The 14551-nt window shown below is 58.5% G+C and carries 17 protein-coding genes and 1 pseudogene; 5 read left to right on the top strand and 13 right to left on the bottom strand.

Going from position 1 to position 14551, the window contains the following annotated elements; genetic code table 11:
• Nucleotides 1-8: 8 nt before the first annotated feature.
• From Q7U39_01565 to Q7U39_01520, 10 genes and pseudogenes are all read right to left on the bottom strand, one after another.
• Nucleotides 9-866 carry a universal stress protein gene (locus Q7U39_01565; GenBank protein ID MDO9116619.1) on the bottom strand — a complete coding sequence of 286 codons (858 nt, stop codon included), beginning with the start codon at nucleotides 864-866 and terminating at the stop codon, nucleotides 9-11.
• Nucleotides 867-888: 22 nt separating this feature from the next.
• The gene (gene pfkB / locus Q7U39_01560) at nucleotides 889-1818 is read right to left on the bottom strand and encodes a 1-phosphofructokinase (GenBank protein ID MDO9116618.1); all 930 of its coding nucleotides are present in this window, start codon (nucleotides 1816-1818) and stop codon (nucleotides 889-891) included.
• 43 nt (nucleotides 1819-1861) lie between these two features.
• Nucleotides 1862-2678, bottom strand: a pseudogene (locus Q7U39_01555) (formate/nitrite transporter family protein).
• A gap of 38 nt (nucleotides 2679-2716) precedes the next feature.
• Entirely contained in the window at nucleotides 2717-2914 is a 198-nt protein-coding gene (locus Q7U39_01550; protein MDO9116617.1) for a hypothetical protein, read from the bottom strand.
• Nucleotides 2907-4016, bottom strand: coding sequence for a molybdopterin-dependent oxidoreductase (locus tag Q7U39_01545; protein ID MDO9116616.1), 1110 nt, complete (start codon nucleotides 4014-4016; stop codon nucleotides 2907-2909). Before Q7U39_01545 ends, Q7U39_01550 begins: the two co-directional genes overlap by 8 nt.
• A 195-nt stretch (nucleotides 4017-4211) precedes the next feature.
• Nucleotides 4212-5618: a hypothetical protein gene (locus tag Q7U39_01540; protein ID MDO9116615.1), complete on the bottom strand. Its 1407-nt coding sequence runs from the start codon at nucleotides 5616-5618 to the stop codon at nucleotides 4212-4214.
• Entirely contained in the window at nucleotides 5602-5817 is a 216-nt protein-coding gene (locus tag Q7U39_01535) for a DUF2934 domain-containing protein (GenBank protein ID MDO9116614.1), read from the bottom strand. Before Q7U39_01535 ends, Q7U39_01540 begins: the two co-directional genes overlap by 17 nt.
• Before the next feature lie 29 nt (nucleotides 5818-5846).
• A complete protein-coding gene (locus Q7U39_01530) occupies nucleotides 5847-6806 on the bottom strand; it encodes a universal stress protein (protein MDO9116613.1) in 960 nt (319 codons plus the stop codon).
• Nucleotides 6803-7231 (bottom strand): cupredoxin domain-containing protein, encoded by a 429-nt coding sequence (locus Q7U39_01525; protein MDO9116612.1) that lies wholly within the window; start codon nucleotides 7229-7231, stop codon nucleotides 6803-6805. The genes Q7U39_01530 and Q7U39_01525 overlap by 4 nt, the downstream gene beginning before the upstream one ends.
• A 34-nt stretch (nucleotides 7232-7265) precedes the next feature.
• Nucleotides 7266-7745, bottom strand: a complete 480-nt coding sequence (locus tag Q7U39_01520) for a universal stress protein (protein ID MDO9116611.1) — start codon at nucleotides 7743-7745, stop codon at nucleotides 7266-7268.
• 493 nt (nucleotides 7746-8238) lie between these two features.
• Here Q7U39_01520 and Q7U39_01515 point away from each other — a divergent pair, with 493 nt between their 5' ends.
• Genes Q7U39_01515 through Q7U39_01500 form a run of 4 tightly spaced genes read left to right on the top strand, consistent with a single transcriptional unit; the run spans nucleotide 8239 to nucleotide 11126 of the window.
• Nucleotides 8239-9102 carry a universal stress protein gene (locus Q7U39_01515; protein ID MDO9116610.1) on the top strand — a complete coding sequence of 288 codons (864 nt, stop codon included), beginning with the start codon at nucleotides 8239-8241 and terminating at the stop codon, nucleotides 9100-9102.
• 16 nt (nucleotides 9103-9118) lie between these two features.
• Entirely contained in the window at nucleotides 9119-9283 is a 165-nt protein-coding gene (locus Q7U39_01510; GenBank protein ID MDO9116609.1) for a zinc ribbon domain-containing protein, read from the top strand.
• The gene (locus Q7U39_01505) at nucleotides 9283-9651 is read left to right on the top strand and encodes a cytochrome c (protein MDO9116608.1); all 369 of its coding nucleotides are present in this window, start codon (nucleotides 9283-9285) and stop codon (nucleotides 9649-9651) included. Before Q7U39_01510 ends, Q7U39_01505 begins: the two co-directional genes overlap by 1 nt.
• A 53-nt stretch (nucleotides 9652-9704) precedes the next feature.
• A complete protein-coding gene (locus tag Q7U39_01500) occupies nucleotides 9705-11126 on the top strand; it encodes a pentapeptide repeat-containing protein (protein ID MDO9116607.1) in 1422 nt (473 codons plus the stop codon).
• 231 nt (nucleotides 11127-11357) lie between these two features.
• On the opposite strand, the gene Q7U39_01495 is transcribed toward Q7U39_01500, so the two are convergent.
• Nucleotides 11358-11537 carry a hypothetical protein gene (locus tag Q7U39_01495; protein MDO9116606.1) on the bottom strand — a complete coding sequence of 60 codons (180 nt, stop codon included), beginning with the start codon at nucleotides 11535-11537 and terminating at the stop codon, nucleotides 11358-11360.
• A gap of 340 nt (nucleotides 11538-11877) precedes the next feature.
• On the opposite strand from Q7U39_01495, the gene Q7U39_01490 reads away from it, so the two are divergent.
• Nucleotides 11878-12540: an alpha/beta fold hydrolase gene (locus Q7U39_01490; GenBank protein MDO9116605.1), complete on the top strand. Its 663-nt coding sequence runs from the start codon at nucleotides 11878-11880 to the stop codon at nucleotides 12538-12540.
• 14 nt (nucleotides 12541-12554) lie between these two features.
• Here the strand turns inward: Q7U39_01490 and Q7U39_01485 are convergent, their stop codons facing one another.
• Entirely contained in the window at nucleotides 12555-13085 is a 531-nt protein-coding gene (locus tag Q7U39_01485; GenBank protein ID MDO9116604.1) for an adenylyl-sulfate kinase, read from the bottom strand.
• 85 nt (nucleotides 13086-13170) lie between these two features.
• On the bottom strand, nucleotides 13171-14256 hold the full coding sequence (locus tag Q7U39_01480) for a phosphotransferase (protein MDO9116603.1): 1086 nt from the start codon (nucleotides 14254-14256) through the stop codon (nucleotides 13171-13173).
• Between the last annotated feature and the right edge of the window lie 295 nt (nucleotides 14257-14551).

Genomic DNA, 14551 nt, shown 5'->3' with positions numbered 1-14551 from the left:
TCCCGCGCTCAGCGGACAACCAGGACGGAACAGGTACTGTGCTGCACCACGCGCGTCGACACACTCCCCAACAAGACTCGCCCGATGGCACCGAGGCCCTTGGCACCGGTGACGATCAGATCGGCCTTATGAGCCTTGGCGACTTTGAGAATCTCCTCGGCCGGCTTGCCGAGCTTCGGAGCCTCTTGAACTTGAAACCCGGCCTTGGCCAATTTGTCGGCATACCGCTGAATAATCGCCTTACCAGTTTCCCGCACTTCCGGATATTTGAGGAAAGGCATCGCGTGCACCACGGTGACGTTCACCGGTTGCTCTTCAGGCCCGTTCGACTGCGGATTGATATTCTTGACGAGAAACCGAACCGCCTTGTCCGATGCCGCAGATCCATCGATCGCCAGGACGATCTGCTTGAGCGGACGAGAGGCCTCTTTGACGATCAGCACCGAACAAGCGGCATGATGGATCGCATGGGTCGAGATACTCCCGAGCATGAAACGATCCAACGCGTCCAGCCCTCGTGACCCAAGCGCCAGCAACCCGACGCCTCGCGAGGCATGCTTCGTGATGGTCGCCGCCACCGCGCCCCGCTCCAGGGTGACCGTGCCGCTCATGCCCAACGACGAGAGCAAGTCCTTCGACTCCGTCTTCGCAGACGCCGCCGCCGCTTCCATGCGTTTCACTTCTTGCTGAATGTATCGCTCGGTCCCCACCACCACCGGCTGAATCATGAACGGCGCACGGAGGCTCGCGACATCTACCACATGCAACACCCGCACGCCCGGCTTGACCGTCAGCGGGAGTTTCGCCACCCATTCAATTGTCCATCGGCCATATTTCGATCCATCAGTCGCCACAAGCACTTTCATACGTCCTCCATCGTGCACGAAATTAAAACGACACCACTTTCACTTTGAGAGCCAATCGCCGCACATCGTCCACGCGGCACAACTGATTCCCCGGCGCCAGCGTCGCCGCAGTCCCCGCCGCCGTGGCGATCCGCGCACAAGCCTCCAGCCCTTTTCCTGCGGCATGGGTGAACACAAATCCCGCCACCGTCGAATCGCCCGCTCCGACAGTACTGCGGACCTTCACTGCCGGGGGCTTCGCCCGATACCGCTCCCCTGGCCCAAGCACCACAACCCCTTGCGCCCCTCGCGATACCAAGACGACCTCTACCCCGGAATCCTGCACTCGTTCGGCGGCCCGAATGAGATCGCGTTCAGACCGCAGCGGTCGCCCTGTCAGCCGGCGCAGTTCATTCACATTCGGCTTGATGGCAAACGGCTTTGCCCGAAGGCCCGATTTCAGACAGGGGCCATCAGCATCCAGGACCGCCCGGGCACCGCGCGATTGAACTAACGCAATGATTTGACGATAGGCATCAGTCGGAACGCCCCTCGGAAGACTCCCGCTCACGACCACGTAGGCATCCCGAAGATTCAGCAGCGTGAGGTGCGCGAGAAAGGCGGCCCATTCTGTCTTCGTCACCATCGGCCCGCGCGAATTGAGCATCGTCTGGGTACGCCCCCGCGCGGTGGTCACGATAATATTGCGCCGCGTCTCCTGCGCAATGGCGGTGAAATAACAGGTCACCCCCTCCGCCTTCAGCAACTCGATCATGACCTGGCCGGTATGCCCGCCGATAAATCCCAGCGCCATGCTCTCTCCGCCCAAATGCCGGATCGCCCGCGACACATCGATGCCCTTCCCGCCGGCATAGAGGCACTCGCCCTGGACTCGGTTCGCATCGTCCACACGCAGATCGTCGACATCGAGAAAATGATCCAACGCCGGATTGAGAGTGACCGTATAAATCATAGGATCTCGCGAGCCGCTCCGTAGGGAGAACCGCCTTCGTCCTCTACCCCCTGGCCTCGGGACTCATGCCGTCCCCACAAAGATACACGAACCAGTAGACCAAGGCTACGAGTCCTGTTCCGCCTATCACATTGCCGATGGTGACGACCGCAAAATTGACCCAGGCCCCTGTCCAGGAGATCGGATCGCCCCCCGAAGCCGTCAACGCGATCCCCAAAGGGAGGAAGAACATACTGGCCACGGAATGTTCGAACCCGCAGGCGGCAAGCGCACTGATCGGAAAGACGATCGCCAGGATCTTATCCGTTACACTTCTCGCCGCCATACAGAGCCAGACCGCCAGGCGGACGAGCACATTGCAGAGCACCCCTCGCGCCAGCGCCGACACGGGTCGAGCGTGACTTTGCGCGCGCAATCCGGATCATCGTCTCACCGACGACGCCATCACTCATTTGAGGAATCCCAGCCAACAACACCAGCACGACCGTCCCGATGGCGCCTGCCAGATTTCCAAGATAGACCAGTCCCCAGTTGCGCAAAACCTGCACACCAGTCACGCGCCCGGCGGCCCAGGCCATCGCCATCAAATTATTGCCGGTAAACAATTCCGCACCGCCGACCACCACGAGAATCAACCCGAGACTGAACGCCGCCCCGCCAATCTGCCTCGTGAATCCGAAATGGCTCGTTTGGCCAGGCCCAGCTGTCACCGTCACGACATAGAACAGTGCGCCGAGCGCAATGAAGGCTCCGGCAAGAACCGCAAGGGCCAACAGGGTGACTGCCGGAGCGGTGGCCTTCTTCACCCCGACATCGCGGACCCACTCCGCCACCTCCGCCGGAGCGCAGGCGTCTGGCATGGGCACAATGGTTGAGGGAGACGTGGACAGCGGCGCGTTCACGTAATCAGTCTCACGTGGACGGCTTCCAGTTCTCGCTCATCCTCCGCATCGAGTTCTTTCCGTTCCACTCGTTCGACCTGGACGACCGAGACCTTGTATTCCGGACAACGCGACAGGTCATCTGAACTGGAGGACAGCAAAGAATTGACGTCGCTGGCGGGGAAATGGAAACTGGCAAAGACCTGGCTACACACGCTCGCTGACCACCACCGGCAAGAGGACGGCACATCTCGGAGTCACCAGCCGGATCAGATCCCCTCCCCCGACCTGCATCCTCGCCGCATCTTCCGGATACATCTCCGGCACATCGACATCCACGACCGCGAGAATATCGGTCCGCCGCGTTTGTGCGCCGCAATTGTAATGTTGCAGGATCCGTCCGGTCGCGAGCGTAAAGGGATACTCCTCCGTCGGCGATTCGCCGGGCGGCAGATAATCTACCCCGACGAAGCGCGCTTTTCCTTTCGGGAACCGGTCGCGATGCATGAGCGCGGTACCACCATGTCCGACCGCAGGAACCGGCCACTGCAACCCATCCGGCGCCTCCAGCCGGTCATACGACACCCCGGCGGACATCGGCGTCAGCCGCGCGATCTCATCCATGATGTCCGACGGGTGCCGATAGCTCATCGGATAGCCCATGCGAGTCAATACCTCGCAGACGACCTGCCAGTCCGGCAAGACACCATGAGGCGGATCGACCGCTTTTCGTATGCGTTGAATCCGCCGCTCCAGGTTCGTGAACGTGCCGTCCTTCTCCAGGAACGCGGCGCCGAGCAGGACGAGATGGGCCAGCTTGGCCGATTCACTCATGAACAAATCCTGCACCACCAAGAACTCAATGCTTCTCAAGGTCTCACGGACCCCCTTGAGATTAGGATCGGTCTGCGCCACGTCATAGCCGATGATCCACAAACCCTTCAACCGTCCGGCCAACGCCGCGTCCCACATGTCCGGCGTCTTCATCCCGCGTTTCGTCGGCAAGGGCCGCCCGGTGACCTGCTGATGCAGCCTTCCCAACTTTGCATCGTCCAGCAATTGATAGCCGGAAAAATACACCGGCAAGCAGCCCACGTCCGACTCGCCTTGCACATTGTTCTGGCCACGAAGCGGATTGTTGCCGGTCCCTGGCCGGCCGATATTCCCCGTCACCAGCGCCAGATCCACCAAGGCCATCACACCGTGGCTCCCCCAGCGATGCTCCGTCATACCCAGGTCGTGCACGCACAAAGACGCGCCACTCGTCGCATACCGTCTGGCTGCCTCACGAATCAGATCGGCCGGCACACCCGTGATCTGCTCCGTTCATTCCGGGGTACAGGACTTAACGGCCTACAGCCAATCGTTGAGGCCATCGGTTCGAGCATCGATGAATGCGCGATCGCTGGAATGAGTTGTCCGTCGATGTGTCCGCACAAATCATGGACCGCATGCAGCACACAAAGGATGTCCGGAGGCTCCCCGTGTGGAGGACGGGCACGGACCAGCAGGTCATCGAGTCCGTTCGGTAGGGGTGTTTTCACGACGCACCTCATCAATCCCAACATGCCCACGAAGAACGTTATAGTCAAATGCCGGTCGGCCGATATGGGACCAGCCGAGATCGTTCTGTTCCATCTCATCGAGCAACCGGGCCACCTGTTCACGCCCGTCCTTCGTCGTGGCGGCATGACGCGGGGTTTTGCCGCCCAGCACCGGCGCCTCCCGATCGGTCCAATCCAGATAGGCGCGTTCCAGAAATGCCTGCAACAGCGTCGCATCCTGCTCCGGGGTCACGACGACTTGCACCGGCTGCTCGGCATCCAGTTCTTCCTCACTCAACAGGTGTGGCGGAGGGACGGTCGCTTCTCCCAGGAAATGGAGCGAAAAACCTAAGGCCGACGCCAACTGGTGCTTCAGAGTATCCAGCCGTTCACGCGAGTCGGTTTCCACCCACAGTTGAGTAGGCGTCAAGGTGAGACGAGTGACAACCGCCGGATTGCCCGCCTCAACCGATCCATGTTGCACCCACCGCATGCGTGCGCCCGATCCGCCTGACGTGTGAACAGTCGCCGGATCAGGATCCAGACCGCTCATTCCGCTCACGGTCTCGCGAAGAAACTTGAATTCCCGATGTTCGTAGAGCGCAAACGAATAGAGATACGGCTGCCCATCGAGACGACAGTACCGGATTCCAGCCACGACCTGGTACAGCGCTCGCAGACGCATCTGCGAATAGACCCAGAGCAACTCATGTCCGAATCGTTTGACAAACTCATGCCAGTCGCCAAGCTCGAACGACCCGGCGTTGATTTCCCGTTGGCGGCGTAGCGCACACACGGCGTCGTACAAGGTCTTGCCTTCTTCAGGAGAGAGCACCAGCGCGCTCCCTGCAAGCACGACTTCATTCGTCTCGGGATCGCCCGGTTGTTGCACGAATCGCGTCAACAACACCTGACCGGCCTGCGCCCCCAGGCTGAACTCACCGCCTTGCACCTGATAAAGACGGCCGTTTCCCAAAGACCGGCAGGCCCATTTCCCTGTCGCGTCGCCGGCGGGTACGATTTCGACCAGGTCCAGATACGAGTGTTTGAGCGGATCCATCCAGGCCCGCTCTTCCTCAGGAATATGCTCGGTCACCACATCGCGCAACTGCTCGATCAGGGTCAGCTGTCCGTCCTGGGGATAGTAGTCCGCATAGATCGTGAACGTTGCGAGATCGACCTCCTGAGCAAACGGGGGAAGCGGAGCATTCCCGGCAAACTCAAAATAGGGGCGCAAGGCCTGACGCAAGGCACGATCCCGCTCCACCGCAAACATCGGACCGAGGGACAGTGCCTCCAACCGATCCACCAGGCCATCCAGCCCAGGCGGCAACGGCGCCCACACACCGGCCGTTGATTCATTCGCGAGCTTCATGAATCTCTTCCATCACGATCGCCTCCGCATCGAGCCAATCTTCGAGATCCCGGCCTTCTTGACGACCCCGCTCATTCCATAATTCATACGCCTTCGCGGCGATACGATCCCTCATGCCATCGGGCAATTCGATCGGATTGGCCGCGCGTGACGGGCGGCTGGCCGGTGGATTCTTTCGCTTTCGGATCACGGTCGCCATAATAGCCCCCCTGGTAAAAGACTGGACACTTATGTGGTCATTCCGGGTAACACCCGGCGATGCCCCGAGGCATATTTCGGGCTGCGGACGGTGAGCACCGGGCAACGAGACTGGCGTAGCACCGCCTCCGCCACACTCCCGCTCAGTGCATGGGACAACCCGCGACGCCCATGCGTTCCCATGACAATCAGATCGGCCGGAATAGTCCTGGCACTGTCGAGAATCGATTCAAACGGAGTTCCCCCACGCACCTGCGAATCGGCTTGAATCTTGGCATCGGCCAGCGCCCGCGTCATATCACCCAGTCGAGCCGTCAACCGCTCCCGCATCTCCTCCCGCTTTCCGCTATGCAAAAGCGTGAAATCCAAGCCGTAGGAGACAGGTTCCAGGACATGCAACAGCGTCAGAGATGCGCTATGCCGTTGAGCCATGAGTGCGGCGTACTCCACGGCTTCCAGGGAACAATCTGAGAAATCGACCGGGACCAGAATTCGATTGAGACTGATTCCCCCGCACGGACCCGCCTCCGCTGAAGCCACCTCATCCGGATCCATACGCACAGTGAGCACCGGACAGGGCGCCGTGCGAATGACTCGTTCTGCGGTACTTCCGAGCAGCACATGTGCCAGACCGGACTTGCCTTTCGTACCGACGACCACCAGATCCGAATCCTCCGCCTTCACGGCCGCCAACACCTCTTCACAGGGAATTCCGGTGGCGATACGGGTATGCAATGAAATCCCGCGAGCCGAGGCCCGCGCCTTCAAATCCACCAACTGCTTCGCCCCGGCCTTCATGAGCTCGCCGAGATAGACCTGGTTGACGGGATACTCCGGATTCATGCCGGGCGGGAACTCCAGCACCGTGAGGACGGTCAACGTGGCCCGCCACGTCGCGGCCAGGCAACAGGCATATTCCTCCGCCCGCAGGGCCCATTTGGAAAAATCGGTTGCCAGAAGAATGCGTGGTCTGTCGGTCTCTCCGTTCACACGGCCTCCACGTTCAAGAGCAGAAGCTCCCCGTTCATATTCGGATGGATTGAGCAGCGAAATTCGTGACGGCCAGGACGGGACATATTGAACCGCAATGCCGCATCCCGCTTCGCATCGAGGAAGACCCCCCCGACCCCTCGTCCATAGACGATCACGCCGTCCTTCTCCACCTGCGTCGGAATCCCTTCAAACATGGTTGAACCGAAATCGTGCCGCTCTGCATCCTCGTTCTTAATCCTGATCACCGTCGCCACACCCAGCCGAAGCGTGGTTTGCTTAGTCACAAACTTGAAGTCTTTAATCGTGACGTCCACGACCTGTTCAGATTGCGACCAGAGCGGAAGCTCCGCCCCGCTCCACAAAGCCCAGGTCATGCTCACCACGGTCGCCCATCCCCACATCCACCCTCTCTTCGTTCTCATCGTGCCAAACCTCCTTGATTGCAGATTATAGTGATCATCGCGGCTTCACCGGCAGCGGCACCGTCAGCACTGGACATCCTGCTGTCCGCACCACCTTTTCTGCCGTACTGCCAAAGAAAATCTTATCAACGCTCCCCGACCGCCCTCCGTAGCTGCCCATGACGACGAGATCGACCTTTTCGACCCTGGCAGTCTTGGCAATCTCCACAAACGGCGCGCCCTCTAACACGACCCGAGTCATCTCAATCCCCTTTGCCACCTCGGAATCGAGCAATCGACGAACATTCAACCGGGCAAAATGCCGCAGACGCCGCTTCTGGGCCGTCCGATCGGATGGCACCGCAAGCAATCCCATCCGATTAAAAGCGCTGAGCGCGCTCGTATCGATCACATGCGCCACCAGGACCTCGGCACCGCACAGCCGCGCCAACCCGCAGGCCACCCGAAAGGCCTCTTCCGAGCAAGGCGAAAAATCCACCGGCACTAGAATGGAGGAAAACAATCTGTCTCCCATGCTGTCTCCCATGGCAACCTCTCGACTCAACAGATCTCTCTCCCCTATCAGCAAGGCCAATGCCACCGCATCACAATCACAATCCTGAGACTGACCTCGCATAGAAACAACGGTTTGCTCGCCGCTGTCCATGACAACAGCTCCGGGCCTTCACCACTTCCTCTCGCATCGGGGAGGCCTGCTACAGTCACGCGAGACCTCCTGGGGCAGAAGGCAACAGACGTTGCTCTCAGTGAAGAGGGACGGGCAAGGATTCAAGACATCATTCAGAGCGAAACCCTTTCGTCTCTTGCGCTTTCACCTCACACTCCTCTCCTGCGATCCGAAACGATGGAACGGCATTGGACTTGCTGACTCACTCGAGTAAGAGGAGACGCCCATGACACGTACGCACTGGATTCTAGTAGGAGCAATTATGCTGGGTGTGGGAATTGCCGTGTATCTCCTCTTCTTCTGTCCCACGGATTGTCACTGAGCAATGGAGAGGTCACCGATGAAATTACTGCTGGCCATCGATGGATCAGATCAATCGTATGAGGCGGTTCGTGCGCTCAAGTACCTGGCCCGGGCCGAAGAACTGCATCTCCTGCATATCCTGGATGTCCCGTCACCGGCCTATCCGATGATGGTGCCGGAAGTCGCGCAAGAACTCTATACGACCATCGAGCGCACGATGCGTGAAGATGGCGCACGGTTGCTGGATCGTATCGTGTCGCTCCTGCCGATGAACTGTGGTCCCGTGACCAAACAGATGGAGATCGGCTCACCAGCCGATCGGATCGTGGAGTATGCAGCGCAGCATCAGATCGATCTCATTCTTGTCGGGGCACGCGGGCTTGGACCGATCAAGGAACGGCTGATCGGCAGCGTCTCTCATCGGGTGCTGACCTTCTCCAAGAGCGCCGTCCTGATCCTGCCGAACTTTGTGAAGTCCCTAACGCATGTACTGCTGCCGCTGCAAGGGTCGCAAGACGCCGAGCGAGCGCTCCTGTTTCTCCGACAGTATCCATTCCGGGAAGCGGTCACGATCACTGCGCTCACGGTGCTCCCGCAGACCAGGCCGCCGTGGCCGGTCGACGCCGTCGCGGAGCGCGAAATGGAAGGCCAGGCGCTCCGGAGCGCCGAAAGCTTCATCAACTCCGTGGCCGCGGATCTGAAACACATGGGCTACAGCACTCATGCGAAATCAACATTGGGCGTTCCGGTCGAAGCGATTCTCCAAGAGGCCAAAGCCATCAGTGCCGATCTGCTGATGATGGGGTCCCGCGGTCGCCACGGGCTGAGCCGGATGGTGCTCGGCAGCGTCGCGCATGCCGTCCTTCATCATGCGCCATGTCCACTCTTGGTCTTCCACTAGCGGAGCCGTTGCTGAAATGCCAATGTATGATTATAAGTGTCTCGATTGCGGCAAAGAATCGCTGATCGTGGTGACCCTGAAAGAGCACGAACGAGGTGACGTGCAATGTCCGTCCTGCGGCAGTAAGAATCTACAACAACTATTCACCTCATTCATTGCCCACACCACCAAGAAGAGTTGATGATGCACAAGACATCTCGAACGCTCGTATTCGCCGCCGGCGTCAGTCTCTTACTCAGTGCCCTGTCCGTTGCAGCCCAGGATCTTCCCGCCGACCTGCACCGAGGCAAGGCGCTGTATCAGAACCACTGCGCAACCTGCCATGGCCAGACCGGCTGGGGGGACGGCCCCACCGCTGCATCGCTCAGAGTCGCGCCGGCTAACTTTCATCTGTTTCGATCCTTTCTGAAATCCGATGAGGAGCTGCTGCGCACGATCGAACATGGGATCGTCTTCAGTCCTATGCATGCCTGGACCGGCAGCCTGACCGAGGGCCAAATGATTGATGTGTTGGCCTATGTGCGGCTACTCTCCCAGCAAGGCAAGTGACATACCTCCATTGACTATTGCCCGTGAGAACGAACCACCTAGAGGAGACCGAGATGATCCATTCCGCCTTACGCCAGGGACTATTCCTGTTGATTGTATCCACCATTGCCACAACTCCCATCTTGGCAGCAAGCACAACGCCGCCACCAAACCATGTCCAGCGATGCGAGCAACCACACAAGAAAGGCACCTTGTCTCCAGCCGCCATCCGCAGCACACTCCACGCACACCAGGAATGGCTCGAACAGCGAGACAGCCCCGGGCATAAACGGGCGGATTTCTGTGGAGCCGACTTACGGCAGGCCTCCCTCGAAGGGGCCAATCTCGAACGTGCCCGGATGGAAGGCGTCAACCTCAGGCAGGCCAATCTCAGACAAAGCATCCTGACGCAAGCCAGCCTTGCAGGCGCCGACCTCACCAAAGCCAATCTCGAAGACAGCAATTTAGTCGGTGCGGACTTGCGTCATGCCAAACTGACACATGCCAACCTCCTCCGTGCGATCGGCGATGAAGCGGCGCTGTACAACGCCGCGTTATCCGGCGCCCAGCTGCACGATGCCATCTTCGAGCGAGCCCATTTCGAGGGAGCCGATTTATCGTCGGCTGACTTTACGAACGCGACGCTGGTCGACAGCTACCTCTACGGAGCCAATCTTCAGAAGGCAGTCCTAACCGGAGCCGATTTGATGGGTGCGGATCTTCGCCGGACCGACTTGTCGAAGGCCCTACTGCTTCAGACCAATCTGCAGGGGGCGCTGCTCGACGGAGCTCGGTTGAATGACGCCCGTATGATGGAAGCGGATCTAGAAAGCGCCTATCTGGATGATACCGACCTTAGACACGCCGATCTTCGCGATGCCATCCTCCGCGGAGCGGATCTCCGTCATGCGAATCTGGAGGGTACCCGCCTCGCACAAGCCGATCTTGAAGGCGCCAATCTGGAAGGCGCACGCCTCATCAAGGCCTCACTCCAATCAGCAAAAATGCGCATGGTGATTCTCTACAAGGCTGTCATTGAAAAGGCCGACTTTCGCGACGCTAACCTGCATCATGCCGTCATGATCGGCACACGCGGCGCCGACGCCGTCTTTACCAAAGCCGCCCTGCACGAGATCTATGCCCCCAAAGCATCCCTGCCTCGGGCACAATTCAATGAAGCCACACTCGACTCAGCCAATCTCGTCGCCGCCGATTTGAGTGATGCCAATTTCAGCCATGCGAATTTGACCCACGCCAATCTGCAGGAAGCCAAGCTGCAGAGAGCCTCATTCAATGGGGCAGATCTCAGCGGCGCACGCCTTGATGCGGCCGACATCCGTCAGGCGAACTTCTACGGAGCCAATCTGGCCTCATCGGCCGGACTGACCCAAGCACAGCTGGATACCGCCTGTGTTGATAACCAGACTCTGTTGCCGGCGGAGCTCAGCCGACCGGCGCCTTGCGCAGTGACAAAGAAGAAAGCCGGAGGTCGATAGCTGGCATGCCGGCGGCGGCGAAGCATGAGGGAGTTATGAGGCAGCGGGATGATTTAGGGTGGGCAAAACCGCGAGCGACGGAAGGAATCGACGTGACAGGCAACCTGCTGTAATCAGGCCATGAATGGTTGTGGCTGGGCCTCCACCTAAGAACTCCAGCCGGCACAGTCCCACAATTTCGACGATGCCGAACGCACCGTGCCGGAGTTCCAATGCCTAACGGACAACCGGTTAGGCAGCGGCGGTTTCAACTTCTTTCGCGGCTTTGGCAGCCAGACTGTTCTTGCGGTTGTTGGAGATCGTCCGATCAATGATCGCTCCGCAATTGACGCACTTCCAAGCATAAAACACTAGAAAGAAATCCGAGAAGCGCTCCAACATCATCAAGCCTTTGCATTTCGGACAACCCATGATTATTTCCTCCCCAGGTGAAAGTTGACGTATGCCTGGGGGATTGAGCAAGTTGCGATCCAGCATTACAGTTTTCTAATTATCAATGACTTAGAATATAAATTGCCTAAAATTGTCTCTGTGGAGACTACTTATACGTACATTATTGTACAGCTTGTCGCATTTATACGCTGAGCATAGCCCCTGACATCGATTTATCAGGAATCTTAGTCAAAACCGTCTTCGTGCAAGTACGCTTCTAGAGAAAATATCCACAGCAAAGACCAACACGTTCATTTCTTTACTCTTATTTATTAGCTACTTGCTAACATAGTTCAAATATGAACGATCGGACCAAGCGATGATGACTAGCCACGAGCACAATGTCCAGATCATTTACGGAAAACTGGCGCTTGAGGGCATCCTAGGCCTCCCACCTGATCCAAGCGGCGTCATCCTCTTTGCTCACGGCAGCGGCAGCGGACGATTGAGCCCGCGTAACAACTTCGTCGCCCGCCATCTGCAGCAGAACGGCCTCGCGACACTATTGCTTGACCTGCTCACGCCGGACGAAGCCGAGGACCGACGGAAAGTGTTTGATATCGATCTGCTGGCCGATCGGCTGTTGCTGGCCAAAGCCTGGCTGGATAAAGACCCGCACACAAAGAAGCTTGGCATCGGCTATTTCGGCGCCAGCACCGGAGCCGGCGCGGCGTTGCAAGCCGCTGCCAGAGACCCACAAAACATCCAGGCCATCGTGTCGCGAGGCGGACGGCCCGACTTGGCAGAAGCCTATCTGCCCTCGGTGACCGCGCCAACTCTGCTGATTGTCGGTGGGTGGGATGAACCGGTGATTGAGATGAACCAATCAGCCTACGAAATGCTCATCTGTGAGAAGAAACTGACCGTCGTCCCCGGAGCCACACATCTATTTGAAGAACCAGGCACGCTGGAACAGGTAGCCGAGCACGCATGCAAGTGGTTTCTGCGGCACTTTCATCGAGAGGGAAAAGCAAAAGAATAAAAAGAAGCTGCTATTTACTGAAGAAATCGTTTCTTCACAAGCGCGAGTACATTCTCCGCCGCTGCGCTCGCCGGGACTTCCGTCGTATCGATGGTCAGATCTGGGCTGACCGGCGGTTCATATGGGGACTGCAACCCCGGCACAGTGCTGGACTCACCTCGCTGCCCTCGTTGATACGTCCCTTTGTAGTCACGCTGCGTGCAGATTTCCAGCGGACATTCCACCGCCACTTCGATGAATCGGGGAATCAGCCTCCTGGCAAAGTCGCGATACTCACGCCGGGTGGCTGTGGCGTCAAAGATCACGGTCACGCCCTGCGCCACCAGCTTCGCCCCCATCAGCGCTAAAGCGCGGTAGAAGAGGTCCCGCTCGGCCTGCGAGTAGGTTGCCTCCGGCGTGAGCACACGTCTGACCTCATCTGACTCCAATACTTCCACTGTCAGGCCTTCCGCTTCAAGCTGCGGCGTGAGCGCCCTTACGATCGTGCTCTTGCCGGAAGCCGGCAGGCCCGTAATCCAGATGGCGAAACCTTGGGTCCGACTCATAAGCAGAACACAGCTATCAGCAATCTGCCCTCAGCTTTCAGCATCGTTTGAATCCAACGACTCCTAATGGCTGACAACTCATAACTCACCCGCAATACTCATTCACCCGTGACGGATCGAAGCGCGGTGCAGCGAGGACCTGATCTATAAATCGAAAGATGGTTCGACGCACACCGATCGGCAACGTGGGATACCAGACAGGACTCGCCAGTACCAAGCCGCGAAACGCAAAGAACGGCGCCGCTGTTGCCAACACATCCTCATCGCCGCTTGCCTCGATATACTCCTCCCAAAACAGGCGGAAAAGCACTTCGTACGGCCCCTTCAGCCGTCCCCACCGGCAGAGTGAATAGAAGAAATAGTTGATCGTCATGGATGTCACGTCGTCCGCCGGTTCACCCCACTCCCCGCGTGAGCGATCGAGCACTGCGAAATCGACACCCTTCTTGAACAACACATTCCAAGGGTGAAAATCCCCGTGCACTTGCGACAATCGTTTGGTCTGTCCGCGCAGACGCCACCGCCAACGGTTGGCGGCATCCTCAATTCCGCGCAACAAGGCTTCCGTGATAAACCCGAACCGCTCGGGGTAACTGTCGGTCAGCCCCATGATGCATTCGCCGTGACCGATTAACTCCCGCAAACGGCGGCGGTATAAATCGGCATCCCGTTTCTTATGCGCGTGGATCTGCGCCAGATAACGCGCAAGGGCGACGGTCCGCTTGCGATCGAGCGGACGGAGCGATCGCCCCTTGGCGAGCCGTTCCAGATCTTCGTGATAACTTACTCCCTCGGTCCATTGATTCAGGACAAAGTATTCCCGCCCCTCTGCAACAGACAACATTTTCTGTGTGCCTGTAAAGATGCCGACGTCGAGCGCCTTTACATGGCGCGGGAGCCGTCCATAGGACTCGTAGTCCCACAACATCGCCTGCGCCCGATCAGCCATGTGCTCGTGCCCGAAGGGACCGGGCTTCATGGTTTCCAACACAGCCGACCGTACATCGTTGCCGACACGGAACGTCAGCTTGACCGGTGTCCCATAGCCGTATTGCTTATGCGCCCCTTCTGAACTTGCCTTTCCGATCACGCCGAACGACAGCAACGTAGCGTCAGGCCCAAAACGCGACTGGAGATACTCTTCGAGAGCCTGTTTTCTCAGCGTCGGCATACAGAAATAACACGCAAGTCACATTCCAATCGAACAGCCATCTGAACGACCGCCTGTAACAGCGATCCCAATGATACATTTCCGCTTGCGCCATCTCCTGCCTCCTCTCACGGTGCTGCAAGTGACGCATTGCGCTTCACCCACATTGCGACCACTGAGGAGAAATGCGCCAGTCTGCCCTGTCATTTACCACGTGGAAAGCATGGCCATTCGCAAAACTGCGTAAACGATGGCCTCTTTCTGAGGCCATTCTCCAACCGGTGGATTTGACGCAAGCGGCATCCGCCTTGCTGAT

Source organism: Nitrospira sp. (assembly GCA_030653545.1).
Taxonomy (GTDB): Bacteria; Nitrospirota; Nitrospiria; order Nitrospirales; family Nitrospiraceae; genus Nitrospira_D.
This window is presented reverse-complemented; position numbering and strand designations above follow the sequence as displayed.

Bases quoted from the DNA above. Each gene is read 5' to 3' on its own strand.
- Q7U39_01565 (MDO9116619.1), bottom strand. From the start codon at position 866: ATGAAAGTGCTTGTGGCGACTGATGGATCGAAATATGGCCGATGGACA.
- pfkB (MDO9116618.1), bottom strand. From the start codon at position 1,818: ATGATTTATACGGTCACTCTCAATCCGGCGTTGGATCATTTTCTCGAT.
- Q7U39_01540 (MDO9116615.1), bottom strand. From the start codon at position 5,618: ATGAAGCTCGCGAATGAATCAACGGCCGGTGTGTGGGCGCCGTTGCCG.
- Q7U39_01535 (MDO9116614.1), bottom strand. From the start codon at position 5,817: ATGGCGACCGTGATCCGAAAGCGAAAGAATCCACCGGCCAGCCGCCCG.
- Q7U39_01525 (MDO9116612.1), bottom strand. From the start codon at position 7,231: ATGAGAACGAAGAGAGGGTGGATGTGGGGATGGGCGACCGTGGTGAGC.
- Q7U39_01520 (MDO9116611.1), bottom strand. From the start codon at position 7,745: ATGGGAGACAGATTGTTTTCCTCCATTCTAGTGCCGGTGGATTTTTCG.
- Q7U39_01515 (MDO9116610.1), top strand. From the start codon at position 8,239: ATGAAATTACTGCTGGCCATCGATGGATCAGATCAATCGTATGAGGCG.
- Q7U39_01510 (MDO9116609.1), top strand. From the start codon at position 9,119: ATGCCAATGTATGATTATAAGTGTCTCGATTGCGGCAAAGAATCGCTG.
- Q7U39_01505 (MDO9116608.1), top strand. From the start codon at position 9,283: ATGATGCACAAGACATCTCGAACGCTCGTATTCGCCGCCGGCGTCAGT.
- Q7U39_01500 (MDO9116607.1), top strand. From the start codon at position 9,705: ATGATCCATTCCGCCTTACGCCAGGGACTATTCCTGTTGATTGTATCC.
- Q7U39_01495 (MDO9116606.1), bottom strand. From the start codon at position 11,537: ATGGGTTGTCCGAAATGCAAAGGCTTGATGATGTTGGAGCGCTTCTCG.
- Q7U39_01490 (MDO9116605.1), top strand. From the start codon at position 11,878: ATGATGACTAGCCACGAGCACAATGTCCAGATCATTTACGGAAAACTG.
- Q7U39_01485 (MDO9116604.1), bottom strand. From the start codon at position 13,085: ATGAGTCGGACCCAAGGTTTCGCCATCTGGATTACGGGCCTGCCGGCT.
- Q7U39_01480 (MDO9116603.1), bottom strand. From the start codon at position 14,256: ATGCCGACGCTGAGAAAACAGGCTCTCGAAGAGTATCTCCAGTCGCGT.